A 21,791-nucleotide genomic window follows, 5' to 3' on the forward strand; every position below is an offset into this window, starting at 1 on the left:
ACTGATGTTGACCAGCGAGGCGATCACGCCCGACAGGCCGAGGGAGGATGCGGGCCCGGAATTTACGCGTTCGCTCGGACGAGCGCAGCAATGCAAGCGGGAAGCGCACGGCGTCACCATCATCGCGGAGCACGGCCTGCTCGCCGTCCGCCCGGCGCTGGAAGGCGTGATCCGGATCAAACTGTTCGCTGAAGCCGCGGCGGAGGACGAGCCGGACATGGGGACGACGGCCGCGGTCGTCGGCACGCTGCTCGGCATGGCGCCTGCGGCTCCTGCACCTTCCCTTCGTCCCCCGCATGCCGGAAGGATTCGACCGGGCGGAGACGGCGGAAGCGCTGGACGGCTGGCGCAACGCGTGGTATTATGACCCGTCTGCGGGCGAATTGACGGTCGTGCTTCCGCGGCCGGCCGAAAGCGTCGCGGTGACGGTGCATATGGCGGAGAACGAATCGTGAGGAGATGCGGAATGGGAGACAAACCCGGAAAAATGGCGCGGGCCAAACGTCCTGCGGTGCTGCTGCTGGCCCTGCTCATGGCAGCGCTGGCCGCCTGCGGCGATGCCCGGCAGGTCAAGGAGGACGAGACCGTGAATCAAACGCGTGACACCGCGGCGGAGCCGGACGCCCGGCAAATGCCGGACTGGGCCGAGAGCGCCGTCATGTACGAAGTGAATATCCGGCAATACACGAAAGAGGGAACGTTCCGGGCGTTTGCGGATCATCTGCCGCGTCTGAAGGAGATGGGGGTCGACATCTTGTGGTTCATGCCGATCCATCCCATCTCCGAGAAGAACCGGCTCGGAACGCTCGGTTCCTATTACGCCGTCCGGAACTACAAGGCGGTCAATCCGGAATTCGGCACGGCGGAGGATTTCCGGGAGCTGGTAAACAAAGCCCATGACATGGGCTTCAAGGTGATTCTGGACTGGGTGGCCAATCATACCGGCTGGGACAACCCGTGGATCGACAACACCGACTGGTACACCACGGACGACAGCGGCCGGATCGTCCATCCGCCCGGCACCAACTGGCAAGACGTGGCGGATCTGAATTACGGCAACCCGGACATGCGGGCGGCCATGATTGACGCCATGAAGTACTGGGTCGAGGAATTTGATGTCGACGGCTTCCGGGCGGACTACGCCGGCGGTGTGCCGACGGATTTCTGGGAGACCGCGCGCGCGGAGCTGGAGACGATCAAGCCGGTCTTCATGCTGGCGGAGGACGACGCCCAGATTTCGCTTCTCCGGCGGGCGTTCGACGCGAATTACGGCTGGGAACTGTACCATCTGATGAACGGGTTGGCCAGAGGGCAGCGAAAGCCCGAACAGGTTGCGCTGTATGCGAAACGGCTGGAAAAGAAGTATCCCGCCGGAACGTTCCCGCTCCATTTCACCTCGAACCATGACGAGAACTCATGGACGGGAACGGAATACGAGCGGCTGGGCGGCGCGGTCAAGGCGATGGCGGCCCTGACCTTCACCGTGCCCGGCATGCCGCTCATTTACTCCGGCCAGGAGGCCGGGTTGAACAAACGGCTGCAATTTTTCGAAAAAGACGAGATCCCGTGGGACGATCTTTCCTTGCAGTCGTTCTACCGGGACCTGATCCGTCTGAAACACGACAACCCCGCGCTCCGGAACGGCGCGGCGGGCGGCGCGTTTCAGGCGCTCGAGGCGGACGATCCGAACATCCTGGCTTTTGCGCGGACGAAGGAAGACAACACGGTGCTCGTTGTCATGAATCTGTCGGACGGCAGCGTGCAGGGATCGGTCCGGACCGCCATGTCCGCGGGAACTTACCGTTCGTTTCCGCAGGAAGACGAAATCGAAATCGGAGACAGGCTTGCGGTCGAACTTGATCCGTGGGAATACCGCATCTTTGTGAAATGACGGGCCCCAAGCTAACATCCCCCATGCCGAAGCATGGGGGATGGTTTTTTTATGACCGCCTGAACATATTATTTTCCGCCCGTGAACGTAATCCCCTTGACGAAGAACCGGTTGAAGAAAATGAACAGGATGAGCGCCGGGAGCGTGAACACCATCGACGCGGCCATAATCAGGTTCCAGAAGCTGAAATATTGCCCCTTGAACGTGTTGAGGCCGAGCGGCAGGGTGAACATCGCTTTCTCCGACATGATGACGAGCGGCCGCAGGAAGTCGTTCCATGCGCCCATGAAAATGAACACCGCCTGCGCCGCCAGCGCCGGTCCCGCCAGCGGAAGCGCGATGCGGAAGAACGTGCCGAACCGGCTGAGCCCGTCGATCTCCGACGCTTCCTCCAGATCCTTCGGGAAGCTGAGGAAGAACTGGCGCATCATGAAGATGAACGTCGCGTTCACCGCGCCGGGCACGATCAGCCCTTGATAACTGTTCAACCAGCCGAATTCGTTCAGAATCAGATAGCTCGGTATGAGGGTGAGCTGCCCCGGAATCATGAGCACGGCCAGAATGCCGAAGAACATCAACTTGTTGCCGGGGAAATTGAACCGCGCCAGCGCGTAGCCCGCCATCGAGTTGAACAGCAGGTTCAGCCCCATGACGATAACGGCGACCAAGGTGCTGTTGCCGAACCAGCGGGGGAACAGCGGCTCATCAACGAAAATCTGTTTGTAGTTGTCGAGCGTGAACGTCTTCGGAATGAAATTCGGTTCCCCCGACGAGATTTCACCCAGCGTTTTGAACGAGGCGGACAACCCCCAGAGGAACGGAATGAACGTGATGACGGCGTATGCGATCAGGATCGCATATTGGACGGTGCGCAGCGAGACCCGGACCCCTTTTTTGTCCCACATCCGGCGGTTCCCTCCTTCAGTTCAGCTTCTCTTCGCCGAAGATCCGGCGCTGGATGACGGTAACCAGCATGATGACGGCGGCGAGCATGACCGCCAGCGCCGCGGCGTAGCCCATGTCGAGATTCTTGAACGCGTATTGGTAGATGAGCAGCACCACGGTCAGCGTGGAGTTGTTCGGTCCGCCGGAACCGTTCGAGAAGATGTACGCCTGGTCGAACAGCTGGAACGTGCCGATGATGCCCATCGTGACGACGAAGAACGTGACCGGCTTCAGCAGCGGCAGCGTGATGCTCCAGAACTTCCGCAGCGTTCTTGCGCCGTCGATCTCGGCCGCCTCATAGAGCGAATCCGGGATGTCCTGCAGCGCGGCCAGATAGATCACCATGAAATACGGTGCGGTGGACCAGACGTTCATCAGCATGATGCCCTTGAGCGCCACCTTCGGATCACCGAGCCAGTTGAAGGGCTGAATGCCAAAGACGCCGAGCAGGTCGTTCAGCAGGCCGTCGGTTTTAAAGATCCACATGAAGATCAGCGTGAGCACCGCGGAGGAAGTGACCGTCGGGAGAAAATAGAGGATGCGGAACGCGTTCCTGCCCCTCAGCTTCGAGTTCAGAACGGCGGCAAGCAGGATGGCCAGCGCCGTCTGGAGCGGCACAACGATGATCGCGTACTCGAACGTGTTGTACAGGGCGATCCATACACGGTCGTCCGCCCCCAGCCGCACATAGTTGTCAAAATCAATGAAGCGGTACGAGATGCCGCCCAGCAGCTGCACTTTGTGAAACGACAAGAATAGCGCATACACGATCGGCGCCAGCAGGAACGTGCCGATGACGAGCAGCGTCGGCAGCAGGAACAGATAGCCGGCGGCCGCCTCTCTGAGCTTGCGCCTGTTCATTCGCGGTTCCTCCTTCGCATCGGGACTTGCGGTTTCCGACAGGCAAGAGCGCATTCGTCCGCCGCGGGGGGGTGCAGCGACGAGTGCGCTCATGCCAGCCGGAAAGGGGGCGGACATGCCGCCCCCGCCTGCCGGCAAGGATTATTGCATTGCATCGATTTCCTTGTTCGATGTATCCTGCGCCTTCTTCATCGCGTCTTCAAGCGATTGCTCGCCGAGGAACGCGCTGACGAACTGGTTGTTGAAGTTGTTCATGATGACCGGGCCGTACTTGCCGGCTTGCCAAGGCGTTGCATAAGCCGCGCCTGCGACCAGCGCGCTGCGGTATTCGTCCTTGTCGTAGCCGAGTTTGGCTGCGACCGATTTCCGCGTCGGCAGCGCGAAGCCTTTGCTCGTCCAGATCTCCATGCCTTCCTTGCCGGTCAGGAACTCGATCAGCTTCCAGGCTTCTTCTTTATGTTTCGACTGCTTGTTCATGACGTATGCGACGGTGAATGCCATCGTGCCTTTCTGGCCGTTCACGGTCGGCACTTCCGCGGTGCCGTACTCCAGATCCGGGAAGTTGTTGTCCAGGTACGGGATCGCCCAGTTGCCTTCGAGCACCATCGAGACTTTCTCCTGGCCGAACATTTCGCCGCCCCAGCCTGCGCCGACTTCGGTCGGTTGAGCCGACGTCTTGTCAACCAGGTGCTGGTCGATGACCAGCTGCAGGCCTTTCAGACCTTCCGGCGATGCGAAGGCGGCTTTGCCTTCCGCGTCGACGACTTCGCCGCCGTACGCCTTGATCATGAACATTTGCCGCGCCAGCTCCGGCGCAACGCCCAGACCGTAGCGGCCGTCCTTCGTGAGCTGCTTCGAGTATTCGATGAGCTCTTCCCAGGTGGTCGGCGGACCGGACAGGCCGGCTTCTTCGAAATGTTTCTTGTTGTAGAAGAGCGCCAGCGTCGAGAAGTCTTTCGGGAAGCCGTAGTAGTTGCCGTCCGCTCCTTTGAACGCGTTGAGCAGCGGTTCTTCGAAATCGGTGATGTCGAACTCGTCCGTGACGTAACCGTTCAGCGGTTCAAGCACGTTCTGCTCCATCAGCGCTTCCGCTTCGACCGAGTCGAGGTAGAACACGTCGCCAGCCTGGCCGCCGATCAGCCGCGTCTTGATGACATCCATGTATTGCTCGGCGATGACTTCGTATTTCACCTTGATGTTCGGGTACTTCTTCATGAACTCGTCAAGCGTCTGCTGCAGCAGCTCTTCCTCTTCAGGCGAGGCCCCCCAGCCGTTGAGCGTGAGTTCCACTTGCTCCGCGGAATCCGAGCCGCCGGATCCTTCGGACGCGTTGCCGGAATTCGAACTGTTGTTTGTCGAATTGCTGCCGGTTGACGACGAGTCGTTCGATTTGCCGCCGCAGCCCGCGATGATCAGCATCAGGGACAGCATGACGGCCAGGATGGTGAATCCTTTTCTTTTCATACTGCAGAACCTCCCTATTAATTTTGAACATCTTGATGTATTGCATGAAGCACGCGCAGCTCGCAGCCGGTCGAATTGTGTTCGACCTCGACTTCCGGCACCGCGTTTCCTTCCCGCCGCGTGACCGTCAGCGACAGGGTTCCGGAGCCGACGCGAAGCTGGCGCACGCTCAGCCGATTCATGCCCTCCGGCAAGGCCGGCCTGAGTCGGATGATGCCATCCGGCACATCGGGATCGAGTCCCAGGAATACTTGCAGGAAGATCAGCGGCGTGCCCGCCGCCCACGCCTGCGGCGAGCAGGCGACCGGATACGGTACCGGGCGTCCGAGTGTATCCTCATAGCCGCAGAACAATTCCGGCAGCCGGGCGTATTCGAAATGTTCGGCTGCCCGCATGAGCCCCCGGGTTACCTTGAGCGCCTGCTCGATGAATCCCATGCGGCTCATGCCGATCAGGCACAGCGAGTTGTCGTGCGGCCATACGCTGCCGTTGTGATAGCTCATCGGGTTGTACCCGGTGGACTTCTCGCTCATCGTGCGGATGCCGTAGCCGCTGAACATGTCTTCCGCCGTGAGCCGGCGGGCGACGAGTTCCGCGCGGTTCTCGTCCGGCAGCCCTGTCATCAGCAGATGGCCCGGGTTCGACGTCACCGATTGCACCTGCCGTTTTTCCCGGTCAAGTGCGATCGCGTAGAAGGACTCATCCGCCATCCAGAACGACTGCTCGAACCGGCGCTTCATGTCCGCCGCGGCCCGTTCCAGCGCTTCCGCTTCGGCGTTGCGGCCCAGCTTGCGGAAAATCTCCGCCATCCCCGTCTTCGCAAGGTAAACGTAGCCCTGCACTTCCGCGAGGGCGATCGGCGTCTCGGCGAAATCGCCGGATGCGTGAACGATCGAGTCGCCGGAATCTTTCCATCCCTGGTTCGCGATGCCGCCCGATGAGACGGAGTGGTATTCGACGAAGCCGTCGCCGTCCAGATCGCCGCTTTGGTCGATCCATTCCAGCGCCCGTTCAAGCGCCGGCATCAGCTCGCGGATGGCGCCCAAGTCGCCGGTCCAGCGGTAATATTCGATGGCCAGAACGACGAACAGCGGCGTCGAATCCACCGAACCATAGTAGGGCGTGAACGGAATCTGATTCGTGTTCGCCAGCTCGCCGTAACGGATTTCATGCATAATTTTGCCCGGCGTTTCGTCCCGCCACGGATCAACCTTGCTCCCCTGATAGACCGCCATGGTCCGCAGCGTGCCGAGCGCGACTTCGGGGTTGGCCGGCAGCATCTGCAGCGCGGCGATCAGACTGTCGCGGCCGAACGGCACCGCGTACCACGGCAGGCCGGCGACAGGGAACGGCCCGTGGCCGAGATCCGTGAGCAGCATCCGCAGATCGCGCATGCCGCGGTGGTACAGCTTGTTGAAAATCTCCAGGTCGCTGTCGACCGATGTGGACCCCTGCTCCCAGCGGCGGTAAGACGCGTCCAGCAGCCGCAGCGCTTCCTCGCGCGGTTTCGCCTGCGGCGCCTTGTCCGCAATGACGGGCGTCACGGTCAGTTCGATCGTGCGAACCTCGCGGGGCTTCAGCTCGACCGCAAACGTTACCGTTCCGTCGGGCGACACCCGGTCGGCCGGGATGTTCCAGGCGATGCGGGTCTCCCGCGCGATGCCGTCGGCGCCGGCGTAGCGGATGGCGATACGGTCCGCATCGACGCTCTTGCCCGTCACGGAGCCGATCATTCCGGCCTTGATGCCGCGTACGGTGAACATGTCGGCGAAGTCCGCGTCAACGGTGATCGACGTCTCGAAACCGACCGTTTTCGGACCGTAGTTCGTATAAGCGATCGATTCGTACAAAACGCCGTCCTGGATGAAACGGTGCCGCATGATTTCCACCGTTTCCCGCCACAGCTTGACCTGACCTTCCTCTTCCATATGCGGATTCGTCAGCCTGAACACGGCCTGACAGTTCGTCTCGGCCGAGGACTCGAGGAGAATCGGCTTCACGCCGTTGATGCTCAGTTCAAGCCGGCTCAGAAACCGCGTATCCTGCGTGTACAATCCGCAGCCGTCTGTAGAGCCCGGCGGGATGTCGCCGCTCTCGTCCGTCAGGAAAAACAGGTCGTTCTCTTTAATTACGCGATGTTTCAACTTGAAATCCTCTCCAGACTCCCGCCAATTATCCGAAACGTTTCGGATACCTGTCATTATATTCTGTGACGTAAACGTTTGCAATAGGGGACAAACAAATATTTTCGGGCGGTTGAGAATCTATTGGAATTCCATTAAAATAGAGTTGAAAAGTACGAAACGTTTCGGAAGGGGACAAATTCTCGTGACGACGATCAAGGATGTCGCGCGCCAGGCCGGCGTCAGCGTGACGACGGTATCCCGTGCGCTCAACGGCCATGACGACGTCAATCCGGAGACGAGGCGGCGCATACAGGAAGTCGCGGATCAGCTCGGATACAGCCCCAACATCGCCGCGAGAACCCTTGTCTCGAAGCGGAGCCGCACGCTCGGACTGCTGCTCTCCGCCTTGACCCGCAACAGCGTGAAAGACAACATCGTGTTCGAGATGCTCTGCGGCATGAACGACCGCGCCGCCGAACTCGAATATGACCTGGTGCTGTTCAACACCACGCCGCAGAAGCAGCGCCAGAAATCCTACAAGGCGCTGTGCAAGGAGCGAGGAGTCGACGGCGTCATCATGATGGGCATGCGGCTGGATGATCCGTATCTGGAAGAAATGCTGCACGCCTCCATTCCCTGCGTGCTGATCGATATCCCGATTGAGCGGAAGAAGAACATCGGCTATGTGATGACCGACAACGTGCAGGGCGCGATGGAGGCGGTCACGCATCTGATCGAACGCGGCCACCGCCATATCGGCATGATCAACGGGCATGCCCAGGCGGCCGTCAGCATCCAGCGGCTCGACGGCTACAGGCAGGCGCTTGGGCGGCACGGCATCCCGTTCGCGGATCGGTACGTCGAAGACGGCGGGTTCAGCGAAGACGGCGGCAAAGATGCGGCTTACCGGCTGCTGACGTCGTGCCCGGAGTTGACGGCGATCTTCTGCGCGAGTGACCTGATGGCGCTCGGGGCGCTGCAGGCGATCCGCGCGCTGGGCAAGCGGGTGCCGGAGGACATCTCCATCATCGGCTTCGACAACATCGTCGCAGCGCAATATTGCACGCCCGCCCTGACGACGGTCAATCAGGACAAATACCAGATGGGCTACATTGCGGCCGCCACGCTGATCGACATGCTGGAAGGGCGGCAGGTGCCGCGCTACCGCAAGATGCCCGCCGAGCTCATCGTGCGCGCCAGCACGGGGCCGGCCCCGGTTCGACAAAACTGATGCAACAAAGGAAGCCTTCGCGCTCATGAAAGCGCGAAGGCTTCTTTCGTTCGTTCCGCAGCTTCGGTTCGATGCGCCGGCTGCATCCGCGCTTCATGACCGGCGCATGCCCGGGGCATGCTAGAGTTGGATGCCGCTGCATGCGGACAACACGGCGGACGTCCGAATATGCTGACAGTGAACGCGGAGCGTGATGCGGCCGCGGACAACGGGCTGTAAGGACGGGAAGGAGGCTCGGCGGATGCGGATCGGCGTGCCGAAGGAAGTCAAGAACAACGAAAACCGGGTGGCGCTTACGCCCGCGGGCGTCAGTGCCTTGACGCGGCGGCAAGGGCATCCTGCTCGGCGGCGTGCCGGGCGTGGCGCCCGCCGAAGTCGTCATCATCGGCGGCGGCATCGTCGGCACGAATGCGGCGAAGCGTGCGCTCGGCTCGGGGGCGCGCGTCACCATCCTGGACATTAACCCGCGCCGGCTTCGCGAGCTGGACGATCTGTTCGAGGGCCAGGTGACGACGATCATGTCGCATCCGGTCGAGCTGGAGCGGGCCGTCGAGCGGGCCGATCTGCTCATCGGAGCCGTGCTCATCCCCGGCGCGAAGGCGCCGAAGCTCGTCAGCGAGGCGATGGTGAAACGGATGCAGCCGGGGTCGGTCATCGTCGACGTGGCCGTCGATCAGGGCGGATCGATCGAGACGATCGACCGCGTGACGACGCACGACAATCCCACCTATGTAAAGCACGGGGTCGTGCATTACGCCGTCGCCAACATGCCGGGCGCGGTGCCGCGCACCTCGACGATGGCGCTTGAGAACGTCACGCTGCCCTACGCGATGAAGATCGCGGGTCCCGGCATCCGGCAGGCGGCCGCGTCCGACCCGGCGCTCGCCCGCGGCATAAACACCGCCTGCGGGGCCGTAACCAACGAAGCGGTCGCGAAGGCGGTCGGCTTGCCGTATGTGCCGGTCGAGACGCTGCTGAACGCCGGCGGCAGGGAATAATCCGCGCCATGCATGAAGGATACCGGCACGGGTCAGAATAAGCCGGAATGCCGGCATCCGGTCATGCAGGAGGTGTGTGCTGTTGAAATGGATGATGCTGGCCGGTCTGATCGCGCTCCTCTCGCCGGACTTGCCGGACGGGGCGGACGGCGCGCTGACGATCCGGCTTCCCGGCGAGACGATCCGGATCCATCGCGGCGAGTTCGCGCTGCCCGGCACCGGTTTTGTCGATCCCGCCAGGCTCGACCGGTTGGCTGACGGTCTGGCGGCGAAAGTGGACGTTCCGGCGCGCAACGCGAAATTCGCCGCGAACGGAACGATTCGGCCGGAGCAGCCGGGGCGCAAGCTGGACAGGGAAGCGTTCGAGTCGCAGTTCTACGCGTATTTCTACGGAAGCGGAGAGGCGGACATGGAGCCGCCCGCGCGGCAGGTGCCGGCGAAGGTCGACAGCGCATTGCTCGCCGGGCTGAACGAGAAAGTGATCGGCCGATACGTCACCTATTACAACCCGAGGAACCGGAACCGGTCCCACAACATCGAGCTGGCTTCCGCGGCGCTCGACAGCACGGTCGTCTTTCCCGGGGAGACGTTCTCCTTCAACCGGACGATTGGCAAGCGGACGGTGGAGCGGGGCTACCGGCAGGCGCCCGTCATCGTGCGCGGCGAATTGTCCGAAGGGGTGGGCGGCGGCATCTGCCAGGTGTCGTCGACGCTGTTCAACGCGGTGGACAACGCGGGACTCGAGATCGTTGAGCGGTATGCCCACAGCCGCCATGTCGCCTATGTGCCGCCCGGCCGGGACGCGACGGTGAGCTGGTACGGGCCGGATTTCGCTTTCCGCAACACGCTCAATCAGCCGGTGCTGATCCGGGCGTACGCCGCCCGCGGCACGATGCGCGTCGTCCTGTATTCGACCGAATCGGTCCGCCATCATCCGCGGAAAGTGCCGGGCATACAGCGCGGGCAAATCGAGGAGGTGCGCGACGCGCTGCACCCGGATGCGGGCTGACCGTCCCGTCCGCGGACGTGCGGATGCGCGTCTCTGTCCCGGGGCGGTCCGTTGTTTTTTGACAGATCGGGCCAAATCCGTTATCCTAAAAACACGCTTAATTCCCGGTGGCAATGTCCGGGAAGCGGGGGAACCAGTCAATTGGGGCGAATCGTCCGCCGGCCGGACGTAGGGGACCATCGACCCGAGCCCGTCAGCTAACCTCGTCAGCGGGAGATGGGTCTGAATTGAACGAAGCTTATGGCGTGCATGATCGGCATGTTATGCCACAGACCCCTCACGGGTCTTTTTTCTTTCTTCAGGCCTTATCCGCAATGATTTTTTTAAATTGGCTCGGCTGGTTTCTAATCCGGAGAGGAAGGAGGTTATATCAACATTGCCATTGTTACAAATCCCTGAAGAGGCAAACGAAAGGAGAGGCGTAAAATGGCGAAGGTGAGATACATTACCGACATTTCGAAAATCACGATGCTTCCCGAAGCGGAACGGGAGCAGCTCAAGCCGATCACGGAGAAATTCGTCTTCCGCGTGAACGATTATTATCTGAATCTGATTGATTGGAACGACCCGGACGATCCGATCCGCAAGCTGGTCATCCCGAATACGGGCGAGCTGAAGGAGTACGGGCGGTGGGACGCGTCGGACGAGGACACGAACTACGTCGTGCCCGGCTGCCAGCACAAATACAAGACGACGGCATTGCTGATCGTCTCCGAAGTGTGCGGCGCCTATTGCCGGTATTGCTTCCGGAAGCGGCTGTTCCGCAACGACGTGAAGGAAGCGGTGACCGACGTGTCGCCGGGTCTGGACTATATCGCGGCGCATCCCGAAATCAACAACGTGCTGCTGACGGGCGGCGACAGCCTCATGCTCGGCACACCGCGGCTCAGGGCCATCATCGAACGGCTGCGTTCGATACCGCACGTGAAGATCATCCGGCTCGGCTCGAAGCTGCCGGTCTTCAATCCGATGCGCATCTATGAAGATCCGGATCTGCTCGAACTGATCCGGGAACACTCGACGCCCGAGAAGCGCATCTATGTCATGGCGCATGTCAATCACCCGCGCGAGATTACGCCCGAGGCGAAGCGGGGGTTCGACGCGCTGCACCAGGCGGGCGCGATCGTCGTCAATCAGACGCCGATTCTGAAGGGAATCAACGACAACGCCGAGGTGCTCGCCGAACTGCTCGACAAGCTGTCCTGGGCGGGCGTGACGCCGTACTACTTCTTCGTCAACCGGCCGGTGGCGGGCAACAGCGACTTCGTGCTGCCGCTGGAACGGGTGTATCGGCTGGTGGAAGAAGCGAAAGCGCGAACATCCGGTCTGGGCAAAAGGGTGCGCCTGTCGATGAGCCATACGTCCGGCAAGATTGAAATTCTGGCCATCGAGAACGGGAAGGCGTACCTGAAATACCACCAGTCCCGCGACGGGGAATACGGCAAGTTCATGGTGCTCGACTGCCCCCCGGACGCGGCGTGGTTCGACGATCTGCCCGGCAGCGAGAAATATTGGAAGAAACCCGGGAAGAAGACCGACAAGGTCGTCTCCGTCAATGAGCTTCCGCCGGTCCCTGTGAAACGCGTCAAGCGGGGTCGGACGGCCGATGCCGTCCAGCGGGTCGAAGTGGCTGAACCGAGTTGAGCGCAGATGAAAACGGCCGATTCGGGACATGTGTTGAGCCGCTCCCGGTCAAGCAGACAGTGAAAATAGCAATCATGAAAAGTCTGGACTCCGCGAATTGCGGAGTCCATTTTCTTACTCCCCATAGAAAAAACTCCCCTCAAGCAGCCCCGATAATTGTTCTTTCAGGTGTCTGCCTTGAGGGGAGCATCCTTGATCGCAGCCGTCCGCGTCAGGTCTGTCCGACGTACGCCCCTGTCGATTCCCGCTTCACCAGCCGCGTCGGCAGCAGAATTTCGCGGTACGCGTCATCCGGCCGCTCAATGCGGCGCAACAATTGGGCGAACGCTTCCTTCGCAAACAAGTCGAGATCGATGTTCATCGTCGTGATCTTCGGGACGCCGATCTGCGAGAAATCGCTGTTGTCGAAACCGCAGACGGAGACGTCGTCCGGGATGGCGCACCCCATGTTCCGCAACACGGAGCAAGCGAAGAACGCGAAGCCGTCGTTCATGCAGAACCAGGCGCTCGGCTTCTCGCGGACGGCGCGAAGTGCTTCTTCGATCTTCCCGCCTTCCTCCGTGACATGGACCAGCATGTGCGCCTGGGGCGGCTCGATGCCGTACTCCCGCATGGCGAGCAGATAGCCTTCCCATCGTTCCTGGTAGCTCGGCGAGGCGTCGATGTTGCCGAGAATGCCGATGCTCCGGTGTCCCAGTTCAAGCAGATGCCGGACTGCCGTGTATGCGCCGAAACGGTTGTTGGTCAGGACGGCGTCGGCCTCGATCAGCGGATGATGATGGTCAATGAGCACGGTCGGAATGCCCTTGACGAGCACGTGGTTCACATAATCAGTGCTGATATGAGAGAGAATAAGCAGACCGTCCACGTCCTGATGCTCGATGAATGCCGGCAGCACCAGCTGATCGCGGGCTTCCGGCGTGATCGACTGGATCCGCAGGCTGATCCCGTGGCGCTGCGCCTCGCGCTCGATGGCGAGATAGATCTCGCCGAAGAAATTTTTCATCGAGAAAGCGAACTCGGACGCGATAAGTCCGATCGTCCGCACCTGCTTGTGCTTGTTTTCCGACGATTTCTTCGGTGTATAGCGATACCCCATCTCGAGGGCGGTCTGGATGATTTTTCTCCGGGTTTCTTCGCTGACGCCGTCCTTGCCGGAGAGCGCCTGCGACACCGAGTTTTTGGACAGATTGAGACGGTCTGCGATATCCTGCATGACAATTTTCTTTTTGGCCATCAAGACAAACCCTTTCAGCGGCAAACGGATGCCGAAGCAATTTCATTTTTGTAACGTTACAAAATCAATATACATTATCATGCAGTAAAAGTAAACGAAATTGCGAAAAAACAAGACTAAACCGAGCTTGAAATTCGATGATTCAGATTGTTGACAGTGTTGTCATCCTGACGCATAATGTGTTTGTAACGAGGATAATAACGTTACAAAATTAAACTTATAATTTTTGTAATGTTATTGTTGTCATCGTTCAAGTCATGTTTCCCAACATGGAGCTAGGGGGCAGTGTCAATGAAGAAGAGGTTATCCATGCTGGTGTCGGTTCTCCTGGTCATTGCGCTTGTGTTGTCCGCTTGCGGGGGAGGCAAGAACGACAACGGCGGGAACGGCGGAAACGCAGCGAACAACGGCTCGTCCGGCAACAATTCGGGCGGCGAACCGGCCCGGAAGGTGCAAATCCGGCTGGCGACGTGGGCGGGCGCCGATGAGGCGAAGGAACTGCAGGCCATCCTCGACGATCTGAACGCCAAGTCGACCACGTACGAAATCGTGCAGGATTCCAACCCGGCGGAATACGATACGCGCATGATCACGCAGCTGTCGGGCGACTCCGGCCCCGATCTGTTCTGGGTCAGCGCGCAGCGCGCCGCGCAATTCGCCGCGGGCGGCGTCATGCTCGACATCACCGACCGGCTTGCAAGCGCTTCGCATCCGGCGGCCGACACGAACGATTACTATGAAGCGTCTCTGGGGCCATTCACGCATGACGGCAAGATCTACGGTCTGCCCTGGCTGCAGCAGCCCGTCATGATGTATGTCAACAAGGCGCTGTTCGACGAAGCGGGGCTCGACTATCCGGATGAAAGCTGGACGTGGGATGATTTCATCCAGGCGGCCAAGAAGCTGACGAAGGATGCGAACGGCAAGCGTGCGGACGAAGAAGGCTTTGATGCGAACAACACGGTGCAATGGGGCTTTACGCTGAACGGCTGGCCGCCGGCGCAAATGTTCATCTGGCAGAACGGCGGGGAAGTCATCACGGAAGACATGAAGTCGTCGCCGATCGATACGCCGGAGGCGAAAGAGGCGCTGAACTTCTACGCCGACCTCGTGCAAGGTCCGCTCGTTCCGTCGCAAAGCATCATCCGCGACCGCGGGTTCGACCAGATGTTCCGCAACGGTCAGGTCGCGATGTTCATGGGCGGCGCCGCCGACAATCTCGACTCGACCGTCGAGAACGTGCAGGCGTTCATGGTGCCGGCGGGTCCGGGCGGCACGCACGTTACGTTCGGCGACATTCTCGGCATGGGCATCAACGCGAAGACGAAAAATCCGGACGCCGCATTCCAGGCGCTCCTGGATCTGACCGATGCGATTCACCACTGGAAGATCATGCCGCCGCGCAAATCGCTGGCTGATCTCGAAACGCTCAAAGAACTGCATCCGGACAAGGCGCATTCGCTTGAAGCGATCATCGCGTCGATGGAATATGCAAGACCGTATCGCTATTCGGAAAAGTACCCGGACTGGGACAACATTTTCTGGACGCAGCTCATGGACCCGATCATCAACGCGGGCGCACGTCCGGACGATCTCATTCCGAAGGTGAAACCGTTGCTCGACAACGCGCTGCAATAACGCATCTTGCGAAGGAGGCAGTCCGCTGCCTCCTTTGTTTGCTCGAAGTCCGTGATGAACGGAAAGGAGGAAGCGGCAGTGGAGAATCATCTGGCGACGCTGTTCCGCTGGCTGCTCGTGCCGGTCGCGCTGGCCGTGATCGCTTTCCTGATCTATCACCTGTTCCGGTGGTTTGGATGGAAGAAGAAGCAGGCGATGGGGCTGGCGCTCGTCTCGCCGTGGATCGTCGGATTTCTCATTTTCACCCTGTACCCGCTCGGCGATTCGCTGTACCTGAGCTTCACGAAATCGTCGATCTTCGGGAAGACGGAATGGGTCGGGCTGGACAACTACATCAAATTGTTCACGCTGGACATCGAATTCTGGCCCTCGGTCCGGATTACGCTGCTCTATGCCCTGTTCTCGCTTCCGATCGGGGTTATCGGCGCGCTGCTCATCGCGATGCTGCTCAATAACCGGATCAAGGGCATCGGCACGTTCCGGACGATCTATTTCCTGCCCGCGGTGCTGCCGGAAGTGGCGGTGGCGCTCCTGTGGCGGTGGATGTTCAACAGCGAGTCCGGCATTCTGAACTACATCCTGTCGCCGTTCTTCAAGCTCTTCGGCATGGGCAAGCCGAACTGGTTCGGTGATCCGGACTTCATTCTGCCGGCCTTCATCATCATGAGCGTCTGGGGCATCTTCGGCACGAACACCGTCGTCTTCCTCGCGGGCTTGCAAGGGGTGCCGCGCTCCCTGTACGAGGCGGCCGAGATCGACGGGGCAAGCGGCTTCCGGAAGTTCCTGCATATTACGGTGCCGCAGATCTCGCCGGTTATTCTGCTGCAGATCGTCATGGGGATGATCGGCGCGCTGCAAATTTTTACGATCGCGATGTTCGTTCGTCCGTCGACCGCGGCCGGCAAGTTCATGAACCAGCTCGTCTATGAGCGGGGCTTCACCCAGATGCACATGGGCGAAGCTTCCGCGATCGCCTGGGTGCTCTTCTTGATCATTCTGGTTCTTACGCTGCTCGTGTTCCGCTCGTCCCCGGCCTGGGTCCACTACGAGTCGGACATGAAGCGATAAGGAGGGACTTACGATCATGGCGAGAAGCTTGGCGGCAGGTGGAGGATTGGGCACCAGGCGGATGAATGCGATCAAGCGGGCGCTCATTTATATCATTGTGACGTTGCTGGCGGCGGTCATTCTCGTGCCGTTCTTCTGGATGCTGTCGACCGCGCTGCAGCAGGAAGGCGACATTTTCGCCTGGCCGCCGCAGTGGATACCGGATCCGCCGCAGTGGCGCAACTTCGCGGAGGCGTGGACGGCGATGCCGTTCAACCGCTACCTCGGGAACACGATCTTCGTCGTCGTGCTCGGCATTACGGCGGAGCTGGCGAGCGCCACGATCGTCGCGTACGGGTTCGCGCGGTTCCGTTTTCCCGGCAGCGATCTGATCTTTCTCATTCTGCTGGCGACGATGATGCTGCCGTTTCACGTGACGCTCATTCCGACGTTCCTGATCTGGCAGCACTTCGGACTGGTGGGCGAGTTCGATCCGCTCGTGCTGCGGGCGTGGACGGCGTGGGGACCGTTCTACATTTTCCTGCTGCGCCAGTTCTTCCTGACGATTCCGCGGGAGCTGGACGACGCGGCCGAGATCGACGGGGCGAATACGCTGCAGACGTTCTTCCTGATCATGCTGCCGCAGATCCGGCCTGCGCTGCTCGCGGTCGCCATCTTCGCGTTCCGCGGGTATTGGAACGATTTTCTCGGCCCGCTCATCTACCTGACCGACATGAAGCTGTACACGATGAACGTCGGGATGTACTTCTTCATGGGCGGGGTGAACGAGGCGCCGCAATGGAACTATCTGATGGCCATGTCCATCATCATCGCGCTGCCGGTCGTGCTGCTGTTCTTCGTCGCGCAGCGTTACTTCATCGAAGGTATCACCTTTACGGGACTTAAAGATTAAATGAAATATAGATCCGGTTTGGAATGGATGGGAGGAGAAACTGGTGAGAGTGAAACCGCAAATCGGCGTTCGGCGTTCGCCGCTGAATCCGCTGATTACGCCGGCCGATGTGAAGCCGTCTTTTCCGGACTGGGAGGTGCTCGGCGCTTTCAATGCCGGCGTGGCGGAATGCGGCGATGAGATTGTGCTGCTCCTGCGCGTGGCGGAACGGCCGCGCCAGACGGATCCCGGCAAGGTGACCGTGCCGGTGCTGCGCGCGGATGCGAGCGGTTTCGGAGAGTCGTCGGTATGCATCGTGGAGCTGGATCGAAACGATCCGGATCTGGATTTCAGCGATCGGCGCGTCGTGAAGAACCGGCGCGGCGAAACGATCTGGCTGACGACGCTGTCGCATCTCCGGGTGGCGAGAAGCCGGGACGGCGAGCGGTTCACGATTGACGAGCGGCCGAGCGTCGTTCCGGCGGGACCGCTGGAGACGTGGGGGATCGAAGATCCGCGCATCACGAAAATCGACGACCGCTTTCTTGTCACCTACAGCGCCGTTTCCGAGAAAGGGGTGGCCGTCGGCCTGCTGTCGACCCGCGATTTCCGGTCGTTCACACGGGAAGGGACGATTCTTGCGCCGACGAACAAGGACGTTGTGTTGTTCCCCGAAAAAATCAACGGGAAGTACATGATGGTGCACCGTCCGGTTCCCGAAGGCATCGGCAAGCCCGAGATGTGGATCGCGGAATCGCCGGACCTCATCCATTGGGGCAATCATCGGTTTCTCATGGGCATTTCCGAGAGCGGATGGGACAGCGCGCGGATCGGAGCGGGCTGCGTGCCGATCCGGACGGACGAAGGATGGCTGCTCCTGTATCACGGGGCCGACAGCGACCACCGCTATTGCATGGGCGCGGTGCTGCTCGATCTGAACGATCCGGGCCGCGTCATCGCGCGCACGGCGGAACCGTTCATGTCGCCGGAAGCGGAATATGAGACGACCGGGTTCTTCGCCGGCGTCGTCTTCGCATGCGGCGCGGTCGTGAAGGATGGCCGGGTGACCATGTACTACGGCGTCTCCGACGAATCGACAGCATCCGCAACTTTTTCACTCGAAGAAGTGTTTAATTTATTGAAATAGGACAATACAGCGGAAAGGACATCAGCGGTCATGGCACTCTGGAAGAACAGCGGGGTCAAATCCTGTGTCGAGTTGCTTGAGGTCTATCGCGCGGGAGGCAAGCGGCCGTTCTACGCCGAGAAAATCGTGTTCGACGGCGTGGAAGGGCGCGACGTGTACAACATCACGGCGCCGTTTGTGCTGGACGGCGAGATCGTGATTGCAGGACGGGTCGAGCGCCGGGACAGCGAGCAATCGGAGATTTACTTTTTCGTCAATCGGGACGGCAAATGGGTGCAGCGGAGCGATTCACCCGTCCTGGCCTTGCAAGACCCGTTCTATACACGCATTTCGGGCGAGCTGATCATCGGGGGTGTGGAGACCTATCCCCATCCGGTCGATCCGGGCAAACTCGGCTGGCGGACGGTTTTCTACAAAGAGTCGGGCCTCGTGGACAAGAAACCGTTCTTCCAGGGGCCTGATCAGATGAAGGATCTGCGTCTCGTCCAGCTCAGGGACGGAAGCATCGGCGTGTTCACGCGTCCGCAGGGCGAGAAGGGCGGAAGAGGCAAGATCGGCTACGCCCGCATCGGCAAGCTGGACGACCTGTCGCTTGACGTGATCCATCAGGCGCCGCTGCTCGAAGGCCAGTTCCTGGACGAAGAGTGGGGAGGATGCAACGAAATCCATGTGCTCTCGAACGGGCTGCTCGGCGTGCTCGGGCATATCGCCCGGTTCGACGAGCAGGGCAACCGGCATTATTATCCGATGACATTCGTATTCGATCCGACGACTGGCAAATTTTCCGACATGTCGATCATCGCGGAACGGGCCGACTTCCCGGCTGGACCCGCGAAGCGTCCGGACCTCGTCGATGTCGTCTTCAGCGGCGGGCTGATCCGTCATTCGAACGGCACGGCCGACCTGTACGCCGGCATCAGCGACGCAGAGGCGCACCGGGTGACGATCGCGGACCCGTTCGCCGCGTACGAGAAGTGACCGCGGGATGGGCGGCTTGACGTTCCGGACGGTCTGCATCCGGGGGAGCGGCGAGTGGAACGAAGACGCGCTCATCGTGCGGGAGCGGGACGGTCTGTTCGGCGTCGCGGACGGCGCCACATCGCTCGTGCCGTTCCGGGCGCCCTCCGGCGAGACGGGCGGCGTGCTGGCGTCGCGGATCACGGCGGAGACCGTCATGGGCATGCCGATTGGCGCGGATGCAAGGGCTGAGGCGCTGGCGGACATGCTGGTGGAAGCGAACCGGCGGCTGGCTTCGGAGATGGCGGCATGCGGCATCGACCCGGCGCGCAAGGAGGCGCTGTGGAGCGCCGGCGCGCTCATCGTGCGGGTCCGGCCGGACGCCGTCGACTACGCTCAGGCGGGCGACTGCATGCTGGTCGCCGGCTACCGGGACGGCTCGTACCGCGTCCTGACGCGGGATCAGCTCGCCGCCGTGGACCGGGCGACGCTGCGCCGGTGGTCGGAAGCGGCGGCCTCCGGCATCACGGGGCGCGACGCGCGCTGGCAGGCAGTGCTGCCGACCATCGAAGCGGGCCGGCGGCTGGCGAACGCTCCGGGGCCCGAAGGGTACGCCGTGCTGAACGGCGATCCCGCGTTCGCCTGCTATGTCGAATCCGGCACGATCAACCGGCTCGGGCTCCGCTCGCTGCTGCTGATGACGGACGGGATGTACGTGCCGAAGGCCGATCCGGCGGAAGCGTTCGACGCCGAAGAAACCGCGCGGCTTGTCGGCCGGATGGGGCTCGAAGCGTACGCGGAATGGCTCGTGCAATATGAGCGGTCCGATCCCGATTGCACGAGATTTCCGCGGGTCAAGCGATCGGACGACAAGACGGCGGTGCTGCTGGAGTTTGCGGATGAGTAGCGGCGGGCGGTCCTGGTGTCCGTGTCAGCTCGTGGGACCGGACGGGATTACCGGGCAGATGGTGAATACGATTGGCGAGACAGCCGGGGAGTGCAGAAATGCGCTCTTCCGGCGTTTCTTTTTGTGAGGGGAAATCGCAACGGAACTCAGAGACGTTATTGACGGAAAAGGGGCGCGGCTCCGGGCAGCAACGGAACTCAGGGGCGTTATTGCGGCGTTTGGCGGGTGTGCGGACGTTCTTTTCTGCAGATAACGCTTCTCCGTTCCGTTAGAATGGAAAACTGCCCGATATCGGCCGAATAACGCTTCTCCGTTCCGTTAGAAATGAAGGACACGCCATGGCGTCCCGCGGCAGCGGAACTGAGGGACGAATTTTGCGGATAAGAGGCGCGGTGCCGTGCGGCACAACGGGACGCTGACAAAGCAGAGCGGCACACAACCCCCTGCGCACCCCCTTCCCATATCAGGAAAAAACTTCTCTGTTGACAATTCTATCAATTTCCGATAGATTTGCTTGTATTAAAACACTGTCAATTCCGAGGGGGGAACTATGGAATGAAGCACAAGGTCGGAGTCCGCGGCGTTCTCGCGCTTGTGCTGGCGGCAGCGCTGGCCGTCACGGGCTGCGGACAGGGCAATTCGGGCGGAAGCAACGGCGGCGGGAACGCAAGCGGCACAGCCGCCGGCGGAAGCAACGGAGGCGGCAACGGCGGAGGAAGCAACGTCGAGTTGAATGTGCCGGCTGCGCTCGCCGAGCGGGGCGACGTGAAGATCAAGGTCATCCGCAAGATCGGCAACGACGATCATACGGCGCAATTTCTGGCCGGCGCGAAGCAGGAAGGCGAGGCGCTCGGCTTCAAGGTCGACACGTTCGCCGCGAACGGCGATTCGGTGAAGTTCCTTGAAGCGCTCGAGCAGGCGGCGACGGAAGACGTGGATGGCGTCATCGTCTCCCACGGCGACGATCCGGCAACGGTCGAAGCGGTGAAGAAGCTGCGCGAGAAGGGCATCGAAGTCGTCACGTTCGACTCGATCGGCGATCTGGCTTCGGTTGAGGGTGTCACGCTCACGGCGCAGGACGACCAGGCGCTGGCGCGCTACGCGCTGGACCGCCTCGTGCAAGACACGGGCGGCAACGCGAACATCATCTATCTGTGGGTGGACGGATTCCCGCCGATGGTGCGCCGCAACGCCGTCTATCAGGAAGTGCTGAACGCCAACCCGGGCATCAAGGAGCTGGAGCGGTTCGGCGTCGCGAACGAGAACACGTCGGTGGAGACGCAGAACGCCGTCGCGGCGATGCTCACGAAGTATCCGAAGGGCGAGATCGACGCCATCTTCGCGACGTGGGACGCCTTCGCCATCGGCGCCGCGCGGGCGCTGATCGAGGCCGGCCGGACGGAGATCAAGATCTACGGCATCGACGTGTCGAACGCGGACCTGCAAATCATGCAGGAAGAAGGCAGCCCGTGGGTGGCGACGGCCGCCGTCGATCCGAAGATGATCGGCGCCGTGAACGTCCGGCTGCTGGCGAAGAAACTGGCGGGCGAAGAGACGCCGGCCGAATACAATCTCGAGGCTGCGCTGATCGACCAGGAAACGCTCGGCAAATCCGAAGAAACGGTCAACATGGCGACGCTGGCCGAGATCATTCCGGGATGGGGCCAGACGGACGCGTTCGAAGAGGACTGGATGAAGGATCTCAAGGCAGCCAACGCGAAGTAATGCCTGTCAAGACCGGTTAACGACAGCGCCCTTGTCCGGCTGGACGAGGGCGCTTGATCTGTGCATGGGAGG

General features: G+C 61.0%; 17 protein-coding genes, 2 pseudogenes and 1 riboswitch. Of the genes and pseudogenes, 14 read left to right on the plus strand and 5 right to left on the minus strand.

What is annotated here, in order from left to right:
- Window positions 1-4 precede the first annotated feature (4 nt).
- Together C6W55_RS03275 and C6W55_RS03280 are read left to right on the plus strand one after the other, a co-directional pair.
- Window positions 5-367 carry a hypothetical protein gene (locus C6W55_RS03275; RefSeq protein WP_286891458.1) on the plus strand — a complete coding sequence of 121 codons (363 nt, stop codon included), beginning with the start codon at window positions 5-7 and terminating at the stop codon, window positions 365-367.
- Window positions 368-466: 99 nt separating this feature from the next.
- The gene (locus C6W55_RS03280; RefSeq protein ID WP_015256111.1) at window positions 467-1,891 is read left to right on the plus strand and encodes an alpha-amylase family glycosyl hydrolase; all 1,425 of its coding nucleotides are present in this window, start codon (window positions 467-469) and stop codon (window positions 1,889-1,891) included.
- 68 nt (window positions 1,892-1,959) lie between these two features.
- Here C6W55_RS03280 and C6W55_RS03285 read toward each other — a convergent pair whose 3' ends face one another.
- The 4 genes from C6W55_RS03285 to C6W55_RS03300 all read right to left on the minus strand — a co-directional run bounded on the left by C6W55_RS03285 (window position 1,960) and on the right by C6W55_RS03300 (window position 7,305).
- Entirely contained in the window at window positions 1,960-2,796 is an 837-nt protein-coding gene (locus tag C6W55_RS03285; protein ID WP_015256110.1) for a carbohydrate ABC transporter permease, read from the minus strand.
- 16 nt (window positions 2,797-2,812) lie between these two features.
- A complete protein-coding gene (locus C6W55_RS03290; protein ID WP_015256109.1) occupies window positions 2,813-3,697 on the minus strand; it encodes a carbohydrate ABC transporter permease in 885 nt (294 codons plus the stop codon).
- Between the two features lie 141 nt (window positions 3,698-3,838).
- A complete protein-coding gene (locus C6W55_RS03295) occupies window positions 3,839-5,161 on the minus strand; it encodes an ABC transporter substrate-binding protein (RefSeq protein ID WP_286891461.1) in 1,323 nt (440 codons plus the stop codon).
- A 17-nt stretch (window positions 5,162-5,178) separates the two neighbouring features.
- Complete coding sequence (locus C6W55_RS03300; RefSeq protein WP_286891463.1) at window positions 5,179-7,305, minus strand: amylo-alpha-1,6-glucosidase; 2,127 nt, start codon at window positions 7,303-7,305, stop codon at window positions 5,179-5,181.
- 184 nt (window positions 7,306-7,489) lie between these two features.
- Between C6W55_RS03300 and C6W55_RS03305 the strand changes: the two genes are divergently transcribed.
- From C6W55_RS03305 to C6W55_RS03320, 5 genes and pseudogenes are all read left to right on the plus strand, one after another.
- On the plus strand, window positions 7,490-8,518 hold the full coding sequence (locus C6W55_RS03305; protein ID WP_015256106.1) for a LacI family DNA-binding transcriptional regulator: 1,029 nt from the start codon (window positions 7,490-7,492) through the stop codon (window positions 8,516-8,518).
- Window positions 8,519-8,759: 241 nt separating this feature from the next.
- Window positions 8,760-8,822: pseudogene (locus C6W55_RS18040) on the plus strand (hypothetical protein); the annotation flags it as partial.
- 19 nt (window positions 8,823-8,841) lie between these two features.
- Window positions 8,842-9,516, plus strand: a pseudogene (locus C6W55_RS03310) (alanine dehydrogenase); the annotation flags it as partial.
- 82 nt (window positions 9,517-9,598) lie between these two features.
- A complete protein-coding gene (locus C6W55_RS03315; protein WP_015256104.1) occupies window positions 9,599-10,525 on the plus strand; it encodes a VanW family protein in 927 nt (308 codons plus the stop codon).
- Between the two features lie 84 nt (window positions 10,526-10,609).
- Window positions 10,610-10,753: riboswitch (cyclic di-AMP (ydaO/yuaA leader) on the plus strand.
- Window positions 10,754-10,951: 198 nt separating this feature from the next.
- The gene (locus tag C6W55_RS03320; RefSeq protein WP_015256103.1) at window positions 10,952-12,169 is read left to right on the plus strand and encodes a KamA family radical SAM protein; all 1,218 of its coding nucleotides are present in this window, start codon (window positions 10,952-10,954) and stop codon (window positions 12,167-12,169) included.
- A gap of 211 nt (window positions 12,170-12,380) precedes the next feature.
- On the opposite strand, the gene C6W55_RS03325 is transcribed toward C6W55_RS03320, so the two are convergent.
- On the minus strand, window positions 12,381-13,406 hold the full coding sequence (locus C6W55_RS03325) for a LacI family DNA-binding transcriptional regulator (RefSeq protein ID WP_015256102.1): 1,026 nt from the start codon (window positions 13,404-13,406) through the stop codon (window positions 12,381-12,383).
- A 291-nt stretch (window positions 13,407-13,697) separates the two neighbouring features.
- Here C6W55_RS03325 and C6W55_RS03330 point away from each other — a divergent pair, with 291 nt between their 5' ends.
- The 7 genes from C6W55_RS03330 (at window position 13,698) to C6W55_RS03360 (ending at window position 21,719) form a co-directional block, all read left to right on the plus strand.
- Complete coding sequence (locus C6W55_RS03330; protein WP_015256101.1) at window positions 13,698-15,044, plus strand: ABC transporter substrate-binding protein; 1,347 nt, start codon at window positions 13,698-13,700, stop codon at window positions 15,042-15,044.
- A 78-nt stretch (window positions 15,045-15,122) separates the two neighbouring features.
- Window positions 15,123-16,112 carry a carbohydrate ABC transporter permease gene (locus tag C6W55_RS03335; RefSeq protein WP_015256100.1) on the plus strand — a complete coding sequence of 330 codons (990 nt, stop codon included), beginning with the start codon at window positions 15,123-15,125 and terminating at the stop codon, window positions 16,110-16,112.
- Window positions 16,113-16,128: 16 nt separating this feature from the next.
- On the plus strand, window positions 16,129-17,004 hold the full coding sequence (locus C6W55_RS03340) for a carbohydrate ABC transporter permease (RefSeq protein WP_015256099.1): 876 nt from the start codon (window positions 16,129-16,131) through the stop codon (window positions 17,002-17,004).
- Window positions 17,005-17,047: 43 nt separating this feature from the next.
- The gene (locus C6W55_RS03345; RefSeq protein ID WP_286891465.1) at window positions 17,048-18,130 is read left to right on the plus strand and encodes a glycoside hydrolase family 130 protein; all 1,083 of its coding nucleotides are present in this window, start codon (window positions 17,048-17,050) and stop codon (window positions 18,128-18,130) included.
- Between the two features lie 30 nt (window positions 18,131-18,160).
- Window positions 18,161-19,108 (plus strand): MTP-1 family protein, encoded by a 948-nt coding sequence (locus tag C6W55_RS03350; RefSeq protein ID WP_286891467.1) that lies wholly within the window; start codon window positions 18,161-18,163, stop codon window positions 19,106-19,108.
- 7 nt (window positions 19,109-19,115) lie between these two features.
- The gene (locus tag C6W55_RS03355) at window positions 19,116-19,994 is read left to right on the plus strand and encodes a protein phosphatase 2C domain-containing protein (RefSeq protein WP_286891469.1); all 879 of its coding nucleotides are present in this window, start codon (window positions 19,116-19,118) and stop codon (window positions 19,992-19,994) included.
- Between the two features lie 555 nt (window positions 19,995-20,549).
- Window positions 20,550-21,719, plus strand: a complete 1,170-nt coding sequence (locus tag C6W55_RS03360; RefSeq protein WP_286891470.1) for a sugar ABC transporter substrate-binding protein — start codon at window positions 20,550-20,552, stop codon at window positions 21,717-21,719.
- The last annotated feature ends 72 nt before the right edge of the window (window positions 21,720-21,791 follow it).

It is taken from the genome of Thermobacillus sp. (genome assembly GCF_003390775.1).
Classification (GTDB): Bacteria; Bacillota; Bacilli; order Paenibacillales; family Paenibacillaceae; genus Thermobacillus; species Thermobacillus xylanilyticus.

Bases quoted from the DNA above. Each gene is read 5' to 3' on its own strand.
- C6W55_RS03275 (WP_286891458.1), top strand. From the start codon at position 5: ATGTTGACCAGCGAGGCGATCACGCCCGACAGGCCGAGGGAGGATGCG.
- C6W55_RS03280 (WP_015256111.1), top strand. From the start codon at position 467: ATGGGAGACAAACCCGGAAAAATGGCGCGGGCCAAACGTCCTGCGGTG.
- C6W55_RS03285 (WP_015256110.1), bottom strand. From the start codon at position 2,796: ATGTGGGACAAAAAAGGGGTCCGGGTCTCGCTGCGCACCGTCCAATAT.
- C6W55_RS03290 (WP_015256109.1), bottom strand. From the start codon at position 3,697: ATGAACAGGCGCAAGCTCAGAGAGGCGGCCGCCGGCTATCTGTTCCTG.
- C6W55_RS03295 (WP_286891461.1), bottom strand. From the start codon at position 5,161: ATGAAAAGAAAAGGATTCACCATCCTGGCCGTCATGCTGTCCCTGATG.
- C6W55_RS03320 (WP_015256103.1), top strand. From the start codon at position 10,952: ATGGCGAAGGTGAGATACATTACCGACATTTCGAAAATCACGATGCTT.
- C6W55_RS03325 (WP_015256102.1), bottom strand. From the start codon at position 13,406: ATGGCCAAAAAGAAAATTGTCATGCAGGATATCGCAGACCGTCTCAAT.
- C6W55_RS03330 (WP_015256101.1), top strand. From the start codon at position 13,698: ATGAAGAAGAGGTTATCCATGCTGGTGTCGGTTCTCCTGGTCATTGCG.
- C6W55_RS03340 (WP_015256099.1), top strand. From the start codon at position 16,129: ATGGCGAGAAGCTTGGCGGCAGGTGGAGGATTGGGCACCAGGCGGATG.
- C6W55_RS03350 (WP_286891467.1), top strand. From the start codon at position 18,161: ATGGCACTCTGGAAGAACAGCGGGGTCAAATCCTGTGTCGAGTTGCTT.
- C6W55_RS03355 (WP_286891469.1), top strand. From the start codon at position 19,116: ATGGGCGGCTTGACGTTCCGGACGGTCTGCATCCGGGGGAGCGGCGAG.
- C6W55_RS03360 (WP_286891470.1), top strand. From the start codon at position 20,550: ATGAAGCACAAGGTCGGAGTCCGCGGCGTTCTCGCGCTTGTGCTGGCG.